Source organism: Sinobaca sp. H24 (genome assembly GCF_023845525.1).
This window is the reverse complement of the sequence record NZ_JALBWT010000002.1, coordinates 282,798-296,731: the sequence shown is the minus strand read 5'-3', so window position 1 is coordinate 296,731 and position 13,934 is coordinate 282,798. Positions and strand designations below refer to the sequence as shown.

The window sequence follows — 13,934 nt, the reverse complement described above, 5'->3', positions numbered from 1 at the left end:
CTGTACAGGCCGCTCTCCTTTTAGATTGTTTGAAACCTGTTTCTAAACTTACTGCTTTTCAAATTCAGCTTCAAGCCATTTTGTCTCTTCTTCAATATAAGGCTTTTTATTAATGTCATAAAGCCACTCCAGCCGCTCCAATTCATCATTGAGCTGCTGTTCAAAGCCTTCAGACGTTCTTTTTTCCAGGTCGTCTGTCATCTCTGTTGTTTCCTTTTCCAGCTCCTGCTGATACCTTTTAACGATAACGTTCATCTGGGAACGTACATCATCAGAGGCCTGCTGTTTCATTTCCATATTCACTTTATTTTCAAAGAAATCCCGGCTCGATCGAAACATTGCTGTATACGTTTCTTCTTCGAGGGATGGAAAAGCAATGGTTGATGTCCATTCTTTCCATTCTATATCGGGAAGGTCAAGAAGCGGGAGATCTTCTCTCCATTTATCTACTTTCTGCTTCATTATCTGAAGTGTTTTTTGTTTTACGAAGGATTCGATGCGTATATGAAGCGTTTCTTTTCCTGCATAACAAACTGGCGTACAAATCCATCTACCTCTCTAATACCGTTTCTCAGCTGCTCTTTCTGCTGTTTTTTAGAGGAGGCAGAAATAACGGCAGGATTCACCGCCATTGTGAAGTAATCATTCATTCCAAACGTCACTCTGTCAATCAAGTAGGCACATTGTTCATCAATTTCCTGAAGAAAAGCCGGAAGATGCGGACGCAGAGAAAGTTCCGTCAGCTCGTCCTTTTTTTCCTGTACTACCGATTCCTGCTTCCGCTTTTTTTCTTCCAGCCCGGCTTGATTCGTATTCATCGTTTTCAGCGTCCGCTGCAGTTCGTCTGCAATACTCCGCATCCGATCTTGAATAGATGCCAGGTGGCTGGAACGAAGATCATGCCATACGGAATTAGTAAATTGCGTTTCAAATTCCTGAAACCCACTGTAAACAGACGTTCTGCCTTCCTCCTTATCCGCTAAAGCCTGCTTGCTTGAAACGGCGGAAAGACGCGGGGACTGGAAGCCATTGCGCTTTAACTGATCACGCACATGGCTTTTCACTCCGTTCAGTTCGGCAGGGCTGTCTGCCAGATCCGATGCATTTATAAGGAAAAACAGCTTATCCTGCGAGAAGCTTTCGTTAGCCCGGTTCAGCTGCTGCAAAAAGATCTGATCGGCTTTTGAAAAGGCATGGTTATAATACGTTACGTAAAAAATAGCATCGGACTGTCTGATCTGCTCAAATGCAACATTCGTATGCCTTCCATGAATTGAATTCACTCCTGGTGTATCAATAAGCTCCAGGCCTTTACGTGTCCACTCACAGTCATAATATACAATCACTTCTTTAATCATGGAAGCTTTCTCTTCCTGGGCTACCCATTCCTGAAGCTCGTCAAGCAGAATCGTTTTTTTTGTTCCCAGGTCCTGCTTGTAACGGTTGATACTCTGCTGCAGGGTATATAAATGCTGATAATACGTTCTCAGCCGCGCGTTTGCCTGCTGGCCGGATGGGCGCTTCCAGTTTTTTAACGTATGGAAAGTCCAGCTTTCGCCGATTTCTTTAGATACAGCCTGAATTTCCTTATCCAAAAACGATTCTTCTTTTAAATGAAGATCTACAGTACCATGATCGTGTGTATCATCACTTTGCAGGACACGGTTTATGGCAGCGGTCGTTGGATGCGGAGACACCGGCAGAACATTACTGCCGAGCATCGCATTAATAAAGCTGGATTTCCCTGCACTGAATGCGCCGAATAAAGATATTTTTATATGATGGTTTTTGAACTGATGTACTTCCCGGCTCAGAGCCTGTTTTTCGTTTTGAAAAAGCGGCTTTTCCATAAACTTCTCCAGATAAGACTCTACTGCAGGGATAATGGATTCATCCATTTGTTTGACTGCAGCTGTTTCCTCCGTATATTCTTCTGTGCTGATTAGACTCTCTGTTTCCTGAACGATGTGCATTTCCGGTATGTCCCGGGGTGCCTCCTGAACGGAAACCTGCTCAATCTGTTCCTGCAGTTCTTTTGACTCGTTCTGATGGAGCCAGTTTTTTGCTGCCTGCTTTTTATTCTCAAACTGCTGTTTTGTTTCTTTCCACTGTCCCCACCGCTGTTCATACGATGCGGATTGTTCTGTTTCCTGTTTCTGCCGGTCTGCACGTGTTTCGTAATAATCCTTCACTGCATCCTGAAGCGTATCAAAAAGGTCGGAAGACTGTGTTTTTAAATGCCGGGCCGTAGATTGTGAGACCTGCTCCATGAATGTATACAGAAACCGTCGGTCGGTTGTCTGGGAAGAAATAAAGGAACGAAGAAAAGCCGGGTCCGCTTCAAAAGAGACCTGCTGGATCGCTTCTTTATTTTCGTCAAATCGTTTTTCATCATATGTTTCCATTTGATTCAGCAGATCACGGAGATGAAAGACCATCTGCTTCTTTATTTTTTCGTTCAGGTCGGCACACAGCTCTGCTTCTCGTTTCTCTCGTTCCGCTTCTATTTTTTTCTTTGACTTAATAAGCCCCCCTGTTTTAAAGCCGGGATCCATGCTTTCCAGCCAGGCTTTCGCTTTTTCGGTCGTCGTATGTGGAAAAAGGATAGCATTTTCCAGTATTTGTTTTCTTTCTTTTGCTGTATGAGACAGTTTTTCTTTTTTCTCCGCTTCTTCTTTTGAACGATCCTCTTCGGCACTGTCTATTTTCTGCAGAGCCGCTGGATCCATTCCTTCAGCGCGTATTTCTTCTTCCCATTTCTCCCAGGCTTCTTCCTCTTCATCTTCAAGCTGCTCCAGAAGGTCGTATACGGCTGCTGTTTCCAGGGCTTGCACGCTTGGCGCTATTAACGACTGGCTGTAATAAAGAACGGATTTAACGAACCGGGTAAAATCCTGCTTTTGATTTAGAGGGTGACTTTCTTCTTTCATCGAAGTAAAAAACAGCGATAATATTCGAATGTTGGATTTTGCCAGCATATTTCGGACTGCATTTTCGAACGATTGAATACTCAATTCATTATTATTATGTTTATCAATTTGGTTAATCACCAGAACGATGGGCTTTTTTTCTCTGGACAGCTGCTGCAGGAATTCAATATTTGTTTCGGACTGCACATGATTGTAGTCGGTCACGTACACAATCATATCCGTCGTAAACAGCTGGGACGCGGTTATTTTCTGGTGGTCCGGATCCGTGGAATCCACTCCCGGTGTATCAATAATCGCTGCATGTTCGTGCAGAAAAGGAAACGGACCAAAAATGGTCATTTCTCTTATTGCATTTCCGTCCATTCCCCATTTTCTCGCTTTATCCCAGGGAATCTCCTGCTCCCACTTCTGTCTGCCCCCCTCTTGATCGACCAGTTCAAGCGCAACGTCTCCTTTTTTTATGGAAATAATGTTGGCACTGGTTGGAATGGGGCTTGTCGGAAGAATATCATGGCCGAGCAGATCGTTAATAACGCTTGATTTTCCAGCTGAAAAATGGCCGCAGAACGCCAGCTCAAAAGAGTTTTTCTCGGATTTAGCCTGAAGGGCTTCTCTTCTCCGACGGCTTCTTTGTTCAAATAATTCTTCCCATTTGGATACCACTGTGTTTTCCACCTTGCATGACCCCGCTTTCTTCATCTTTCCTGTTTATGTCCGTGTTCGTTTAAGTACTGCAGCCTTACGGCGGCTTTCTTCGTAAAGCTCATTAAGCTGCGCGTAACTGTGATGGTGTACCGGCCGGCTGCAGATGAAATCGATTCGTTCTCTTCCATTTACAGGAACAATGTCGAGGGCCTCCCAGCTTCCGTCACCTATACTTGCAGGCTGACCGTTCATCCAAAAATAACTTTCAATAATTCCGGAAATGGCAGGAATGATTAAAGGATGGGCTTTTTCCGCCTCCCGCGCTGCAATGTGATGTTTTATTTCTATTTTATTCTGCTGCCAGTATGTCTGCCAGTGCTCTAATGCTGGAAACGGGGCTTCCCAAAACTCGTAACCCGCCTGCCCGTTTTGAAAAGCAATCTCAGCTAAAAAAGGATACATACTCATCTCCTCTTTCCAGCTGGCGGACGCCGCCTGTATAAAATCTGTATCTTTATCATAAAAGGGCGGCTTTTTCCACTGCGGTTCAATAATTAATTCAGGCATGGACTTTTCCTTGTTTCATCCGCTTAGTGCCTTCCCGGCAGAGAAGCAGAAGTGGACAGTCACCGCATTTGGGACGCTGTGCCCTGCAGTGATAGCGTCCAAAGAAAATAAGGCGGTGGTGGGAGTCAGACCATTTTTTCTTCAGGTATTTTCTTCATCAGCGTCTGCTCCACTTCGGTGACAGAATCTTTCCATCTGCAGATGCCGAGACGTTTGGAGACGCGCTCTACGTGTGTATCCACAGCAATTGCAGGCATTCCAAAAGCAACGGAAGCTACTACATTCGCTGTTTTCCTTCCAACTCCGGCAAGCTTCATCAGCTCTTCCCGCGTTTTAGGAACTTCTCCGTTATGCTGTTCTATCAAGGAGGTACAAAGTTTCTGGATATTTTTTGCTTTGCTGCGGAACAGGCCGATTGAGCGGATATCCTGTTCCAGCTCCTCCTGCTCTACTTGTGTATAATCGAGCGGTTTTTTATATTTGGCAAACAAAGCGGGCGTTACTTTATTAACTAAAGCATCCGTACATTGCGCAGAAAGCACTACTGCAATTAACAGTTCAAAAGGATTGGCATGAATCAGTTCACATTCAGCTTCCGGAAACATCTCTTCGATGATATCCATCGCCTGTGTTGTTTTTTTATTCGTCAGCATGCTCTCTTTCCTCCATTATTCATCAAGCCAGTTTATATTCGGATACGAGGCCGGTTTGGTCTTTTCTTTCTGACGGGGCGGCTGTACCTGGTTTCTTCGATGCGTATCATTATAAGCTTTTGCCTGCTCTTCGGTTTTAATACCGCGCCGATGCCATTCCAGCAGAATACGGTCAATGTAGCGCAGGCTCAGCGTCTGGGACATCACGGCCTCTTTGAGGGCTGCTTTAATCATATCCGGCGTATAATGATCCTGATCAAACCATACGCTGATCGTTTCTGACTCCATCGGGGAAAGCGGACGGGACAGTTCTTTTTCGAACATCGCGTAGATTTCCCCTTCTTCGGTTACATTTTTGTGGGCTTTCTGCTGCTGCCGCTCTGATGTAATTGACTCCACGATTCGTTCATACAGCGGACGCAGCGAGTACGTTTCAAATCGGACCCGTTCATTGTTTTCCCGCTCTTCTATTGTGATAAAACCATGAGCGACAAGATGGCGGAGCGCTTTTGCGCACTGCTCGGCTGTGATGGTCATTTTCGCTGCAATGGCATCCGGTGTCGGAAAAAATTCTCCCTCTTCCATAAAGCGGTGCAGATGAAGCAGGATCATCATTTCAGAATCAGAAATGTCCATCTCGTTGTAGTGGTCAAACAAAAACTTAGGGACACTTAAATATCCGCTGTGCATTATGTCAATAATATCCGATTGTTCCATAAGCCGATCTCTCCTTCTGCCATGTTTCATTTTATCATTTACCTATAGGACTTAAAAGCAAAACCCTCACAGTAGAGGGCTTTGCTTTAAGGGCTGCGGCTATTTATTTTTATGGGTAAAGCCTGTTTAATAGACGCGGAAATGGAATGGTTTCTCTTACATGTTCAATACCGGACATCCAGGCAACTGTCCGTTCCAGTCCCAGTCCAAATCCTGAATGGGGTACTGACCCATACTGGCGGAGCTCCAGATACCAGCGGTAGGCGTCTTCAGAAAGACCATGTTCCTCAAACCGCTGTTCCAGCAGATCAAAATCATCAATACGCTGGCTTCCTCCAATAATTTCACCGTATCCCTCCGGCGCAATTAAATCTGCACAAAGGGCGACTTCCGGATTTTCCGGGTCCGGCTTCATATAGAACGACTTAATGCCAAGCGGATAATGCGTAATGAATACCGGCTTGTCATAGGATTCTGCAATAGCTGTTTCGTGGGGTGCTCCAAGGTCTTCTCCCCAGGCAATATCAAATCCCTGTCCTCTTAGAAAGACGATGGCTTCATCATACGTGAGGCGCGGAAACGGTGCCTGAATCTGCTGAAGCTTTGTAATATCACGTTCTAATGCTTCCAATTCAAGCGGACAGTGATCAATGACGCTTTTTGCTATATGAGATACATACTGCTCCTGAATCTGCAGACTTTCTTCATGGTCGGTAAATGCCATTTCCGGTTCGATCATCCAGAATTCAATTAAGTGGCGGCGTGTTTTTGATTTCTCGGCCCGAAATGTAGGGCCAAATGAAAATACGCGGTTGAATGCCATGGCGGCCGCTTCCAGATAGAGCTGGCCGGACTGGGAAAGATAGGCATTTTCATCAAAATATTTCGTATGAAATAAGTTTGTTGTGCCTTCTGCTGAATTACCTGTCAAAATAGGCGGATCAATTTTAACAAAACCTTCTTTGTCAAAAAAAGCATATGTTGCCCGGATAATTTCGTTTCGAATGCGCAGAATGGCGTGCTGTTTTTTGGAACGCATCCACAAATGGCGGTGATCCATTAAAAATTCCGTGCCGTGTTCCTTTGGCGTGATTGGATAATCAACCGCTTCATGAATGATTTCAAGCCCGGTTACCTGCAGTTCATAGCCGGATGGGGACCGCTCGTCGGTTTTTACTATCCCTTCTACATACATGGAGCTTTCCTGCGTTAACCCTTTTGCCTTTTGAAACAGTTCTTCTCCTACATCACTTTTCACAACAATCCCCTGAATAAAGCCTGTTCCATCCCGCAGCTGCAGGAAAGCAATTTTTCCGCTTGAGCGTTTATTAGCAAGCCAGCAGCCAAGTGTAATTGTCTGATCTACGTGCTGGCTGATCTGTTCTATCGTTGGTTTCATGTTCCGGGCCTCCTGTTAATAGCTAATCTTTTCTAAAACTGTACCGTTTAATAAATTCTCCATCTGCCATACGGATATAATAATACTGAAGCCTGCCTTCTGCTTCGTATACCCCTTCATATACCGGAATGCCCTCTTCGATCCCCGGGGTTACTTTTTTTAACCGTTCTACGTTATTATCTTCCATAATCCGGGTCTCGGCTTCTTCAAGCGTAATGGTCTCTGCGGCATTTATCCGCTCCACCGCCTCTTCCTCATTCAAAAACACCCAGTCACGGCTTTCATCTTCATTTGTTACCAGGGTGCTGTATAAAAAAGTGCTCCCATTATATAAAAAAACATCGTCCACACTTTCTACATTCTGTTCTTCCAGCGCAAGATCTTCTCCCAGAGCCCTTTCTTCGAGAAGTGGGCCTCTTGCGACCAGCAGCAGAATAAACACTGCAGCTAAAAACAGAACGGCTGCTGCAGGCAGAATGACATACCATTTTTTCAGCATAGATCTGTCTCCTTTATGTGCGGTAGATCGTAAACACCATATAATCCGAATCTTTTTCGTCAAGCGCAAGCCCAAACATCAGATCATCGTCTTTTAAACGTTCTATTTAATGTGTCTACTATCTTGTACACATCGTCTGCGGCTTTGAAACGGGTAGTTGACATTACTTCCAATTGATCACTCATACTGCCCCTCCTAATTTTTGCTTTGGTATACTTTCTCTAGTTTATCAAACTGACGGTTCACGTTATAGATGATTTTTTCTTCGTCCATCGTAAGCAGTTCCCGATCTTTCATTAACCTGCGGCCATTTACAAATACATCCGTTACGTCTCTTCCGGAAGCAGCATAGACGAGATGAGAAGAAATATTCTGCTTTGGCTGGAGATGAAGTTCTTCTGCATTAATTAACAGAAAGTCTGCATCCGCTCCGGTTTCCACTACGCCGGCATTCGTAAATCCAGCGTCTCTGCTCCGATTTGTGTAGCCATCTTATATATTTCTTCAGAAGAAATCACTGCCGGGTTTTCATGAGATGCTTTCTGCATGAAGGCCGCCATCCGCATTTCCTCAAACATATCCAGATTGTTGTTTGAAACCGTGCTGTCTGTACCGATGGAAATCGACAGCCCATGCTCTCTCATCTGCATCATAGGCATAATACCAGAGCCCAGCTTAGCATTGCTCATTGGATTGTGTGAAATATAGGCAGGTTTTCCTTTAAGCTGCTGCATTTCCTTTTCGCTCATGTGCACCGTATGGGTGAGTATAGTTTTCTCCTCGAAAAATCCCATATTCATCAAGTCATCGAATAAATCGACGCCGTTTTCTTTTTCATAGTCTGCTTTTTCACGGCGCGTTTCCATTAAATGAACACCGAGCGTCCATTTTTTCATGGGCTGCTTTTACTATTTCTTTCATAAAACCCGGCGGACATGTGTAAGGAGCATGCGGGAACATCATTCCTTTGATGCGGGAACCGCCTTCTGTATCCCATTTCTCTCCAAGATAGATGGCTTCATCGAGCCGTCTCTTCTGCTCCGGCTGATCGACAAGGCCAATCATGGCGCGTGCCAGTACTGCCTTTAAGCCTGAATCCTGAGCCGTCTGGAAGACTGCGTCCATATCAATATGGTACATGTCCTGAAACGCTACCGTTCCCGAACGGATCATTTCTGCCTGAGCCAGCATGGTGCCTGCTTCTGATACCTCTTTATCAAACAGAGCTTCTCTTGGCCAGATATTATTGCCAAGCCACTCCTGCAGCACCACATCATCTGATACTCCGCGCAGAAGGGCCATTGGTGTGTGACCGTGCGTGTTGTACATTCCCGGAGTCAGCCAACGCCCCTTACCGTCAATCAATTCTTCCCCGGCCTGTACTTCAGGTTCTCCGCTTCCTATCGCTGCAATTTTTTCGTCTTCTACTCGAAGCCACTGATTGTAAGAAACCGCATTATTTTGGTTTCCCCGGACAATATGAACATTTTTTATCGTATAACGCATGGATTGTTCTCCTTTATTAATTAGTTTCGTTATAAAAATCATGAATATAATTTAACAATGCATCTGACTGCTTATGCACAACGGGCATACTCGGCAGCGAATGTAGAAACGCCGGGCCGTAGGAAGCTTTCATAATTCGTTTATCCAGCACAACAACCGTGCCCCTGTCCGAATGGCCCCGGATCATTCGTCCAAAACCCTGCCTGAAACGCAGAATTGCCTGAGGCAGTGACATTTCCTGGAATGCATTTCCTCCCTTTTTTTCGATCCGCTGCATCTGGGAATGAATAAGCGGATCTCCGGGAGGAGAAAACGGCAGCCGGGCTATAATTAAACAGCGCAGCTGGTCGCCGGGAAGATCAATTCCTTCCCAAAAAGCGTTCGTCCCAAGCAGAATGGTGCGCTTGTTCTGCTGGAACGTTTTTTAACAGTTTGCTTTTGCTGCCGCTGTGAATGCCCTGAGCTATAATCGTAAAGCTGTTCATTTCGTCCCATTCACGGAGCATATGATACGTGTCGGCCAGCATATCAAAGGAAGTAAACAAAATAAGTACTCTGCCGTCTGTAACAGAAGCCGCGTGGTAGATAAAATCAGCCATTGCCTCTACATAATCCCTGTCCCTGACCCTGGAAAATCACTTGGAATCAAAAGAGCAGAGCGGTTTTCATAGGAATACGGGGATGGGATATACAGCGTCTCCGGCGTAAAATCGTCCAGCCCCATTTCGATACAGCATAAGAAAACGACTGTTCCACCATTAAGGTCGCAGACGTCATAATTACGCTGCTCTTGGCTCCAAACAGTTTATCTGCCAGATCATTTGAAACATCCAGAGGCCGTTTGTAAATAGATACTCCGTTTGCAGCTCCTTTATGATCAGCTTCCATCCAGTAAACATGGTCGTCTGTCTGCTCCAGGGTGACCTGTGCGAGTTCGTGAAATGACTCACTTAGATCATCCGTTGTCTGCTGGAAGTCTGTAAGCAGCGCTTCGTTGTAATCAGAAGGGATCGTATTTTTCTGCAGAATTTGCTGGAATACTCCCCATTCTTTTTTCTCTTCCCGGAAGATCATGTTCAGCCGGTTAACTGCTTCTCTGGCTGCCTTCCAGGCTGGGCCGTTTTGGCCGCCGGGCTCATAGCGGTACAGCATCCGCCCGACGTCCGTCCGTTCGGAATGGCTGTTTTTCATACAAATCTGCCGCAGCAGACGAAATAATTCGCTGCACTCATATTTCAGAAGGGCAATATGATCCCGTCGTCTTTGGTACCATGTATCCGTGAGGGCATGAACCGTTTCTTCTTCTATTAACTGCAGTTTAAAAAAGCTGCCTTTGCCGGTGCCGGCATCGATTTTGTTTAATAAATACTGGAATGAATAATAATCCACGTCTGCTCCCAGATGTTTAGACGCCGCTTCTTCAATTTGATGCGCTTCATCTATAATAAGTCTTTCATACGAAGGCAGTATACTATTTTTGCGTTTAACGTCTGAAAAAAGCAGGGCGTGATTTACGATCACAATTTGGCTTTCCGCTGCCTGTTTTTTAGCACGTTCGTAAAAACAGTAGGGAAACCATGAGGATCCTGGCCCGGGCGCTGTAGCTCTCCGGCTGCTTATTTTCTGCCAGATTGCATGATTATCCCCACCGGCCCGGTTTAACTCATTTAAATCACCGGTTTGGGTTTCAAGCAGCCAGACCGTTACCTGAGCCAAAGCCAGAGCTTCATCATGGGTTGCCACTGGTTCCTGCCACTGCATGGAAAAGCGGCGCAGACATAGATAATGCTGTCTTCCTTTGAGAATCGATACGTTGAACGAATAAGGCAGCATAGTTTTTAAAAAAGGAATGTCCCTGTCATACAGCTGTTCCTGAAGCGCATTTGTATAAGTAGAGATTACAATCTGCTCCTGCTTTGCAAGGCTGTGAAGCACTGCAGGTGCTAAGTAGGCTAAAGATTTGCCGGTTCCCGGACCTGCTTCTATTAAGGCATGAGAGCGCTCTGTAAAACAGGAGGTTATCGTATCCGCCATTTCCTGCTGGCCTTCACGGAATTCAAACGCACTCCACTTTTCTGAAAAATAACCGGCCCTGCTGAAAAGCGGCGGCAGGGACACACCAGGCGGCGTTTCATATACAGGCGCTTCCTGCGGAGATTTTAATGCTATATTGTGTACCACACGGATGCCCTCGGACTCTTTGAGCCTGAGGTTATTTTTGGCCTGCATGAATACCGGCTCCAGGTGACTCTGCATATATTTGGAAGCCGTCATCAGCTTTTGAAGGGCAGGGACCGGCATGGTTTCTATTTTTCTTTTTATAGCAAGCCATATTTCCGCGGTAACGATCGCGTCGCTGTCTGCCTGGTGGGGTCTGTCATGGGAAATATTAAGCCAGTCCGCAAGCTGGGTCAGCTGATAGCCCGGTGCAGTGGGAAACATAAACCGGGCACACTCCACCGTATCTAGAGTTGCTCCTTCAAATACAGGTAAACCTGCATTGGAGAGCTCCGCATTCAGCACGCTCAAATCAAATGGTACGTTGTGAGCGACCAGAACTGCATCTTCGAGCCAGGCAAGCATTGGTTTTGCTGCCCCGGCAAACGAATCTGCTTTTTCTACATCTTCGTTTGTAATACCTGTTAATTCCATAATAAACGGGGGGATCGAATGAGCCGGGCGGATATAGGCGGAAAACGTGTCAATGATGGCATCATCCTCCATCAACACCGCACCTATTTGAATAATATTATCTCCGTCCTGCGGCGCATTTCCTGTGGTTTCCGTATCAATTACTACATATTTTGGCAAGCTCATTCACCCCGTTATTATCGTTGCACGTTAACGTTCTGTTTCCAGCGTCGCTGCGTGTATTTCTTTATTTATATATTGCTCTATTTTATTATCAGCATCCAGAACAGCTATTTTGGGCTGCCACGCTGCTGCCCGTTCTTCTTCTATCATCGTGTAGGCAATAATAATAACTGTATCCCCGGGCTGAACGAGACGGGCTGCTGCTCCGTTCAGACAGATGGTGCCTGAACCTCGAGGTCCTGTGATAACGTATGTTTCCAGGCGCTCCCCGTTGTTATTATTTACGATCTGCACTTTTTCATTTTCCAGCAGATCGACGCTTTCCATCAAATCTTCGTCAATCGTAACGCTCCCTACATAATGAAGATTGGCTTCTGTTACCGTGGCCCGGTGCAGTTTTGATTTCATCATTGTTCTAAACATGGCTCTTCTCCTGTTCTTCTGCCGGTTTATGCAGTGTTCCTGCTTTCACCGTAATATTGTCGATGAGGCGGGCTTTATTTAAAATAAACCGCACAGGCTATCACCCACATTTTACTGGCTGTATCCAATGGATCAAGAGAGGGAAAAGGAAGAGCCTGAACGTAGTCAATGCGCCCGGTCGTATGCTCCGTAATATGCTGCTTTACCGCCTCTGTGATTTCGTCGGGCTGCTTTCCTTTTTTCCAAAGCATTTCTGCCAGTTTGAGAGATTCATATATTTGAGCAGCTTCCTGCTTTTCTCTGCTGCTTAAATACAAATTCCTGGAACTCATAGCGAGTCCGGTTGCTTCTCTTACGGTATCACAAATGACTAATTTTGTATCCAGATGGTAATCATCGATCATATTCATAAGCACCGCTGCCTGCTGAATATCTTTTCGTCCAAAGTAAGCCCGGTCAGCAGGTATAATCTGCAGTAACTTATGAACCACTGTCGCCACTCCGTCAAAATGACCCGGCCGGCTTTTCCCGCAGAGCACGTCGGCTCCCTTTTTCACATGAATTACGGTCGTCATCGGGCGGGGGTACATTTCCTGAACGGATGGCAGAAACAACAGGTCCACTCCATGCTTCTCCGCGGCCTCCATATCTTCTGCTTCTGATCTTGGATATGACGCCAGGTCTTCACCGGGACCGAACTGAAGCGGATTAACGAAGATACTGACAGCGGTCCAGTCATTTTCTTCTGCCGAACGCTGGAAAAGAGACGTATGGCCTTCATGAAGTGCCCCCATAGTAGGAACAAAACCGAGTGAGCCCTCTTGCTTTTTCAGCTTTCGGATTTCTGCTTTCATCTCTTGAACAGTACGGATTATTTTCATATCCCGGCACCTGTTATTACTTTTTCCAAAATAGAAGCGGGCATCGTGAACGTATGGGAAGCATTAGGAAAAGACCGGTCCTTTACTTCCTTTACGTATTCCGAAAGACCTGTATGAATAGAAGGCTCCAGATGTGCGAACGCTTTGACAAAGGAAGGCACATGGCCGTTTCCTATTCCAAGTGCGTCATGATAAACGAGCACCTGTCCGTCCGTGCGGCTGCCGGCTCCTATACCGATAACCGGAATGGAAAGGATAGAGGCAATATAAGCTGCCAGTTCCCCGGGTACACACTCCAGTACGAGTGCAAAAGCCCCCGCCTCTTCCACCTGTTTCGCATCTTCAATTAAACGACCGGCTGACTTTTCGCTTTTCCCCTGAACTTTATACCCTCCAAGCACGGCAAAAGACTGAGGTGTTAACCCCAGATGCGACATTACTGCTACGCCGCCTTCTGTCAGTGCCGCAATCAACGGGACAAATTCTCCGGCCCCCTCGATCTTAACAGCATCGGCTCCACCGTCCTGAATTGTCCGACGAACCGCAGAAACAGCTTCGCTCCGGCTTCCGCTGCAGCTTAGAAACGGCATATCGGTAACTGTAAAAATTCCGGGAGCGCCTCGCTTTACAGCCCGTGTATGCAAAATCATATCTTCTACGGTTACCGGTACGGTTGACGTATATCCATGAATGACCATTCCGGCAGAATCTCCAACCAGCAGAAGGTCCATCTCTGCCTGTGCGCAGGCGGCGGCAGAAGGAGCGTCATATGCGGTCATCATCGCAATCGGAATACGCTCCTGTTTTAATTTTCGAAGCGTTAATGTTGTATGCATGCTAATCTCTCCTCCTAATTTATAGGGAGAAGGATGAAATACAAGCTTTATGAAACGATGTTGC

14 protein-coding genes and 3 pseudogenes are annotated in these 13,934 nt (G+C 45.9%); all 17 read right to left on the bottom strand.

Features of this window, described 5'->3' with window-relative positions; translation table 11 throughout:
• Positions 1–48 precede the first annotated feature (48 nt).
• The 17 genes and pseudogenes from MMY81_RS04760 to panB all read right to left on the bottom strand — a co-directional run bounded on the left by MMY81_RS04760 (position 49) and on the right by panB (position 13,870).
• The gene (locus tag MMY81_RS04760) at positions 49–462 is read right to left on the bottom strand and encodes a hypothetical protein (protein ID WP_252311825.1); all 414 of its coding nucleotides are present in this window, start codon (positions 460–462) and stop codon (positions 49–51) included.
• 20 nt (positions 463–482) lie between these two features.
• Complete coding sequence (locus MMY81_RS04755) at positions 483–3,593, bottom strand: dynamin family protein (protein ID WP_252311824.1); 3,111 nt, start codon at positions 3,591–3,593, stop codon at positions 483–485.
• A gap of 45 nt (positions 3,594–3,638) precedes the next feature.
• A complete protein-coding gene (locus MMY81_RS04750; protein WP_252311823.1) occupies positions 3,639–4,142 on the bottom strand; it encodes a YpoC family protein in 504 nt (167 codons plus the stop codon).
• A pseudogene (gene nth, locus MMY81_RS04745) lies at positions 4,135–4,795 on the bottom strand (endonuclease III). Before nth ends, MMY81_RS04750 begins: the two are co-directional and overlap by 8 nt.
• Positions 4,796–4,810: 15 nt before the next feature.
• Positions 4,811–5,512, bottom strand: a complete 702-nt coding sequence (locus MMY81_RS04740) for a DnaD domain-containing protein (protein ID WP_170146896.1) — start codon at positions 5,510–5,512, stop codon at positions 4,811–4,813.
• A 109-nt stretch (positions 5,513–5,621) separates the two neighbouring features.
• Positions 5,622–6,911, bottom strand: a complete 1,290-nt coding sequence (gene asnS / locus MMY81_RS04735) for an asparagine--tRNA ligase (RefSeq protein ID WP_252311822.1) — start codon at positions 6,909–6,911, stop codon at positions 5,622–5,624.
• Between the two features lie 22 nt (positions 6,912–6,933).
• Positions 6,934–7,410 carry a hypothetical protein gene (locus MMY81_RS04730; RefSeq protein ID WP_252311821.1) on the bottom strand — a complete coding sequence of 159 codons (477 nt, stop codon included), beginning with the start codon at positions 7,408–7,410 and terminating at the stop codon, positions 6,934–6,936.
• A 13-nt stretch (positions 7,411–7,423) separates the two neighbouring features.
• Positions 7,424–7,595: pseudogene (locus tag MMY81_RS04725) on the bottom strand (YpmA family protein).
• A gap of 10 nt (positions 7,596–7,605) precedes the next feature.
• A complete protein-coding gene (locus tag MMY81_RS04720) occupies positions 7,606–7,851 on the bottom strand; it encodes a hypothetical protein (protein WP_252311820.1) in 246 nt (81 codons plus the stop codon).
• Entirely contained in the window at positions 7,851–8,306 is a 456-nt protein-coding gene (locus MMY81_RS04715) for an amidohydrolase family protein (RefSeq protein ID WP_252311819.1), read from the bottom strand. Before MMY81_RS04715 ends, MMY81_RS04720 begins: the two co-directional genes overlap by 1 nt.
• The gene (locus MMY81_RS04710; RefSeq protein ID WP_252311818.1) at positions 8,260–8,916 is read right to left on the bottom strand and encodes an amidohydrolase family protein; all 657 of its coding nucleotides are present in this window, start codon (positions 8,914–8,916) and stop codon (positions 8,260–8,262) included. The genes MMY81_RS04715 and MMY81_RS04710 overlap by 47 nt, the downstream gene beginning before the upstream one ends.
• Before the next feature lie 16 nt (positions 8,917–8,932).
• Positions 8,933–9,280, bottom strand: a complete 348-nt coding sequence (locus MMY81_RS04705) for a helicase C-terminal domain-containing protein (protein WP_252311992.1) — start codon at positions 9,278–9,280, stop codon at positions 8,933–8,935.
• The gene (locus tag MMY81_RS04700) at positions 9,276–9,515 is read right to left on the bottom strand and encodes a hypothetical protein (RefSeq protein ID WP_252311817.1); all 240 of its coding nucleotides are present in this window, start codon (positions 9,513–9,515) and stop codon (positions 9,276–9,278) included. Before MMY81_RS04700 ends, MMY81_RS04705 begins: the two co-directional genes overlap by 5 nt.
• 46 nt (positions 9,516–9,561) lie before the next feature.
• Entirely contained in the window at positions 9,562–11,727 is a 2,166-nt protein-coding gene (locus MMY81_RS04695) for an exonuclease domain-containing protein (protein ID WP_252311816.1), read from the bottom strand.
• 30 nt (positions 11,728–11,757) lie between these two features.
• Positions 11,758–12,153 carry an aspartate 1-decarboxylase gene (panD, locus tag MMY81_RS04690; RefSeq protein ID WP_120193222.1) on the bottom strand — a complete coding sequence of 132 codons (396 nt, stop codon included), beginning with the start codon at positions 12,151–12,153 and terminating at the stop codon, positions 11,758–11,760.
• A pseudogene (gene panC, locus MMY81_RS04685) lies at positions 12,146–13,034 on the bottom strand (pantoate--beta-alanine ligase). The gene panD and the pseudogene panC overlap by 8 nt, the downstream one beginning before the upstream one ends.
• Positions 13,031–13,870 carry a 3-methyl-2-oxobutanoate hydroxymethyltransferase gene (gene panB, locus MMY81_RS04680; protein ID WP_252311815.1) on the bottom strand — a complete coding sequence of 280 codons (840 nt, stop codon included), beginning with the start codon at positions 13,868–13,870 and terminating at the stop codon, positions 13,031–13,033. Before panB ends, panC begins: the two are co-directional and overlap by 4 nt.
• Positions 13,871–13,934: the final 64 nt, after the last annotated feature.

Bases quoted from the DNA above. Each gene is read 5' to 3' on its own strand.
- MMY81_RS04715 (WP_252311819.1), bottom strand. From the start codon at position 8,306: ATGAAAAAATGGACGCTCGGTGTTCATTTAATGGAAACGCGCCGTGAA.
- asnS (WP_252311822.1), bottom strand. From the start codon at position 6,911: ATGAAACCAACGATAGAACAGATCAGCCAGCACGTAGATCAGACAATT.
- MMY81_RS04760 (WP_252311825.1), bottom strand. From the start codon at position 462: ATGAAGCAGAAAGTAGATAAATGGAGAGAAGATCTCCCGCTTCTTGAC.
- MMY81_RS04700 (WP_252311817.1), bottom strand. From the start codon at position 9,515: ATGGCTGATTTTATCTACCACGCGGCTTCTGTTACAGACGGCAGAGTA.
- MMY81_RS04710 (WP_252311818.1), bottom strand. From the start codon at position 8,916: ATGCGTTATACGATAAAAAATGTTCATATTGTCCGGGGAAACCAAAAT.
- panB (WP_252311815.1), bottom strand. From the start codon at position 13,870: ATGCATACAACATTAACGCTTCGAAAATTAAAACAGGAGCGTATTCCG.
- MMY81_RS04730 (WP_252311821.1), bottom strand. From the start codon at position 7,410: ATGCTGAAAAAATGGTATGTCATTCTGCCTGCAGCAGCCGTTCTGTTT.
- MMY81_RS04740 (WP_170146896.1), bottom strand. From the start codon at position 5,512: ATGGAACAATCGGATATTATTGACATAATGCACAGCGGATATTTAAGT.
- panD (WP_120193222.1), bottom strand. From the start codon at position 12,153: ATGTTTAGAACAATGATGAAATCAAAACTGCACCGGGCCACGGTAACA.
- MMY81_RS04750 (WP_252311823.1), bottom strand. From the start codon at position 4,142: ATGCCTGAATTAATTATTGAACCGCAGTGGAAAAAGCCGCCCTTTTAT.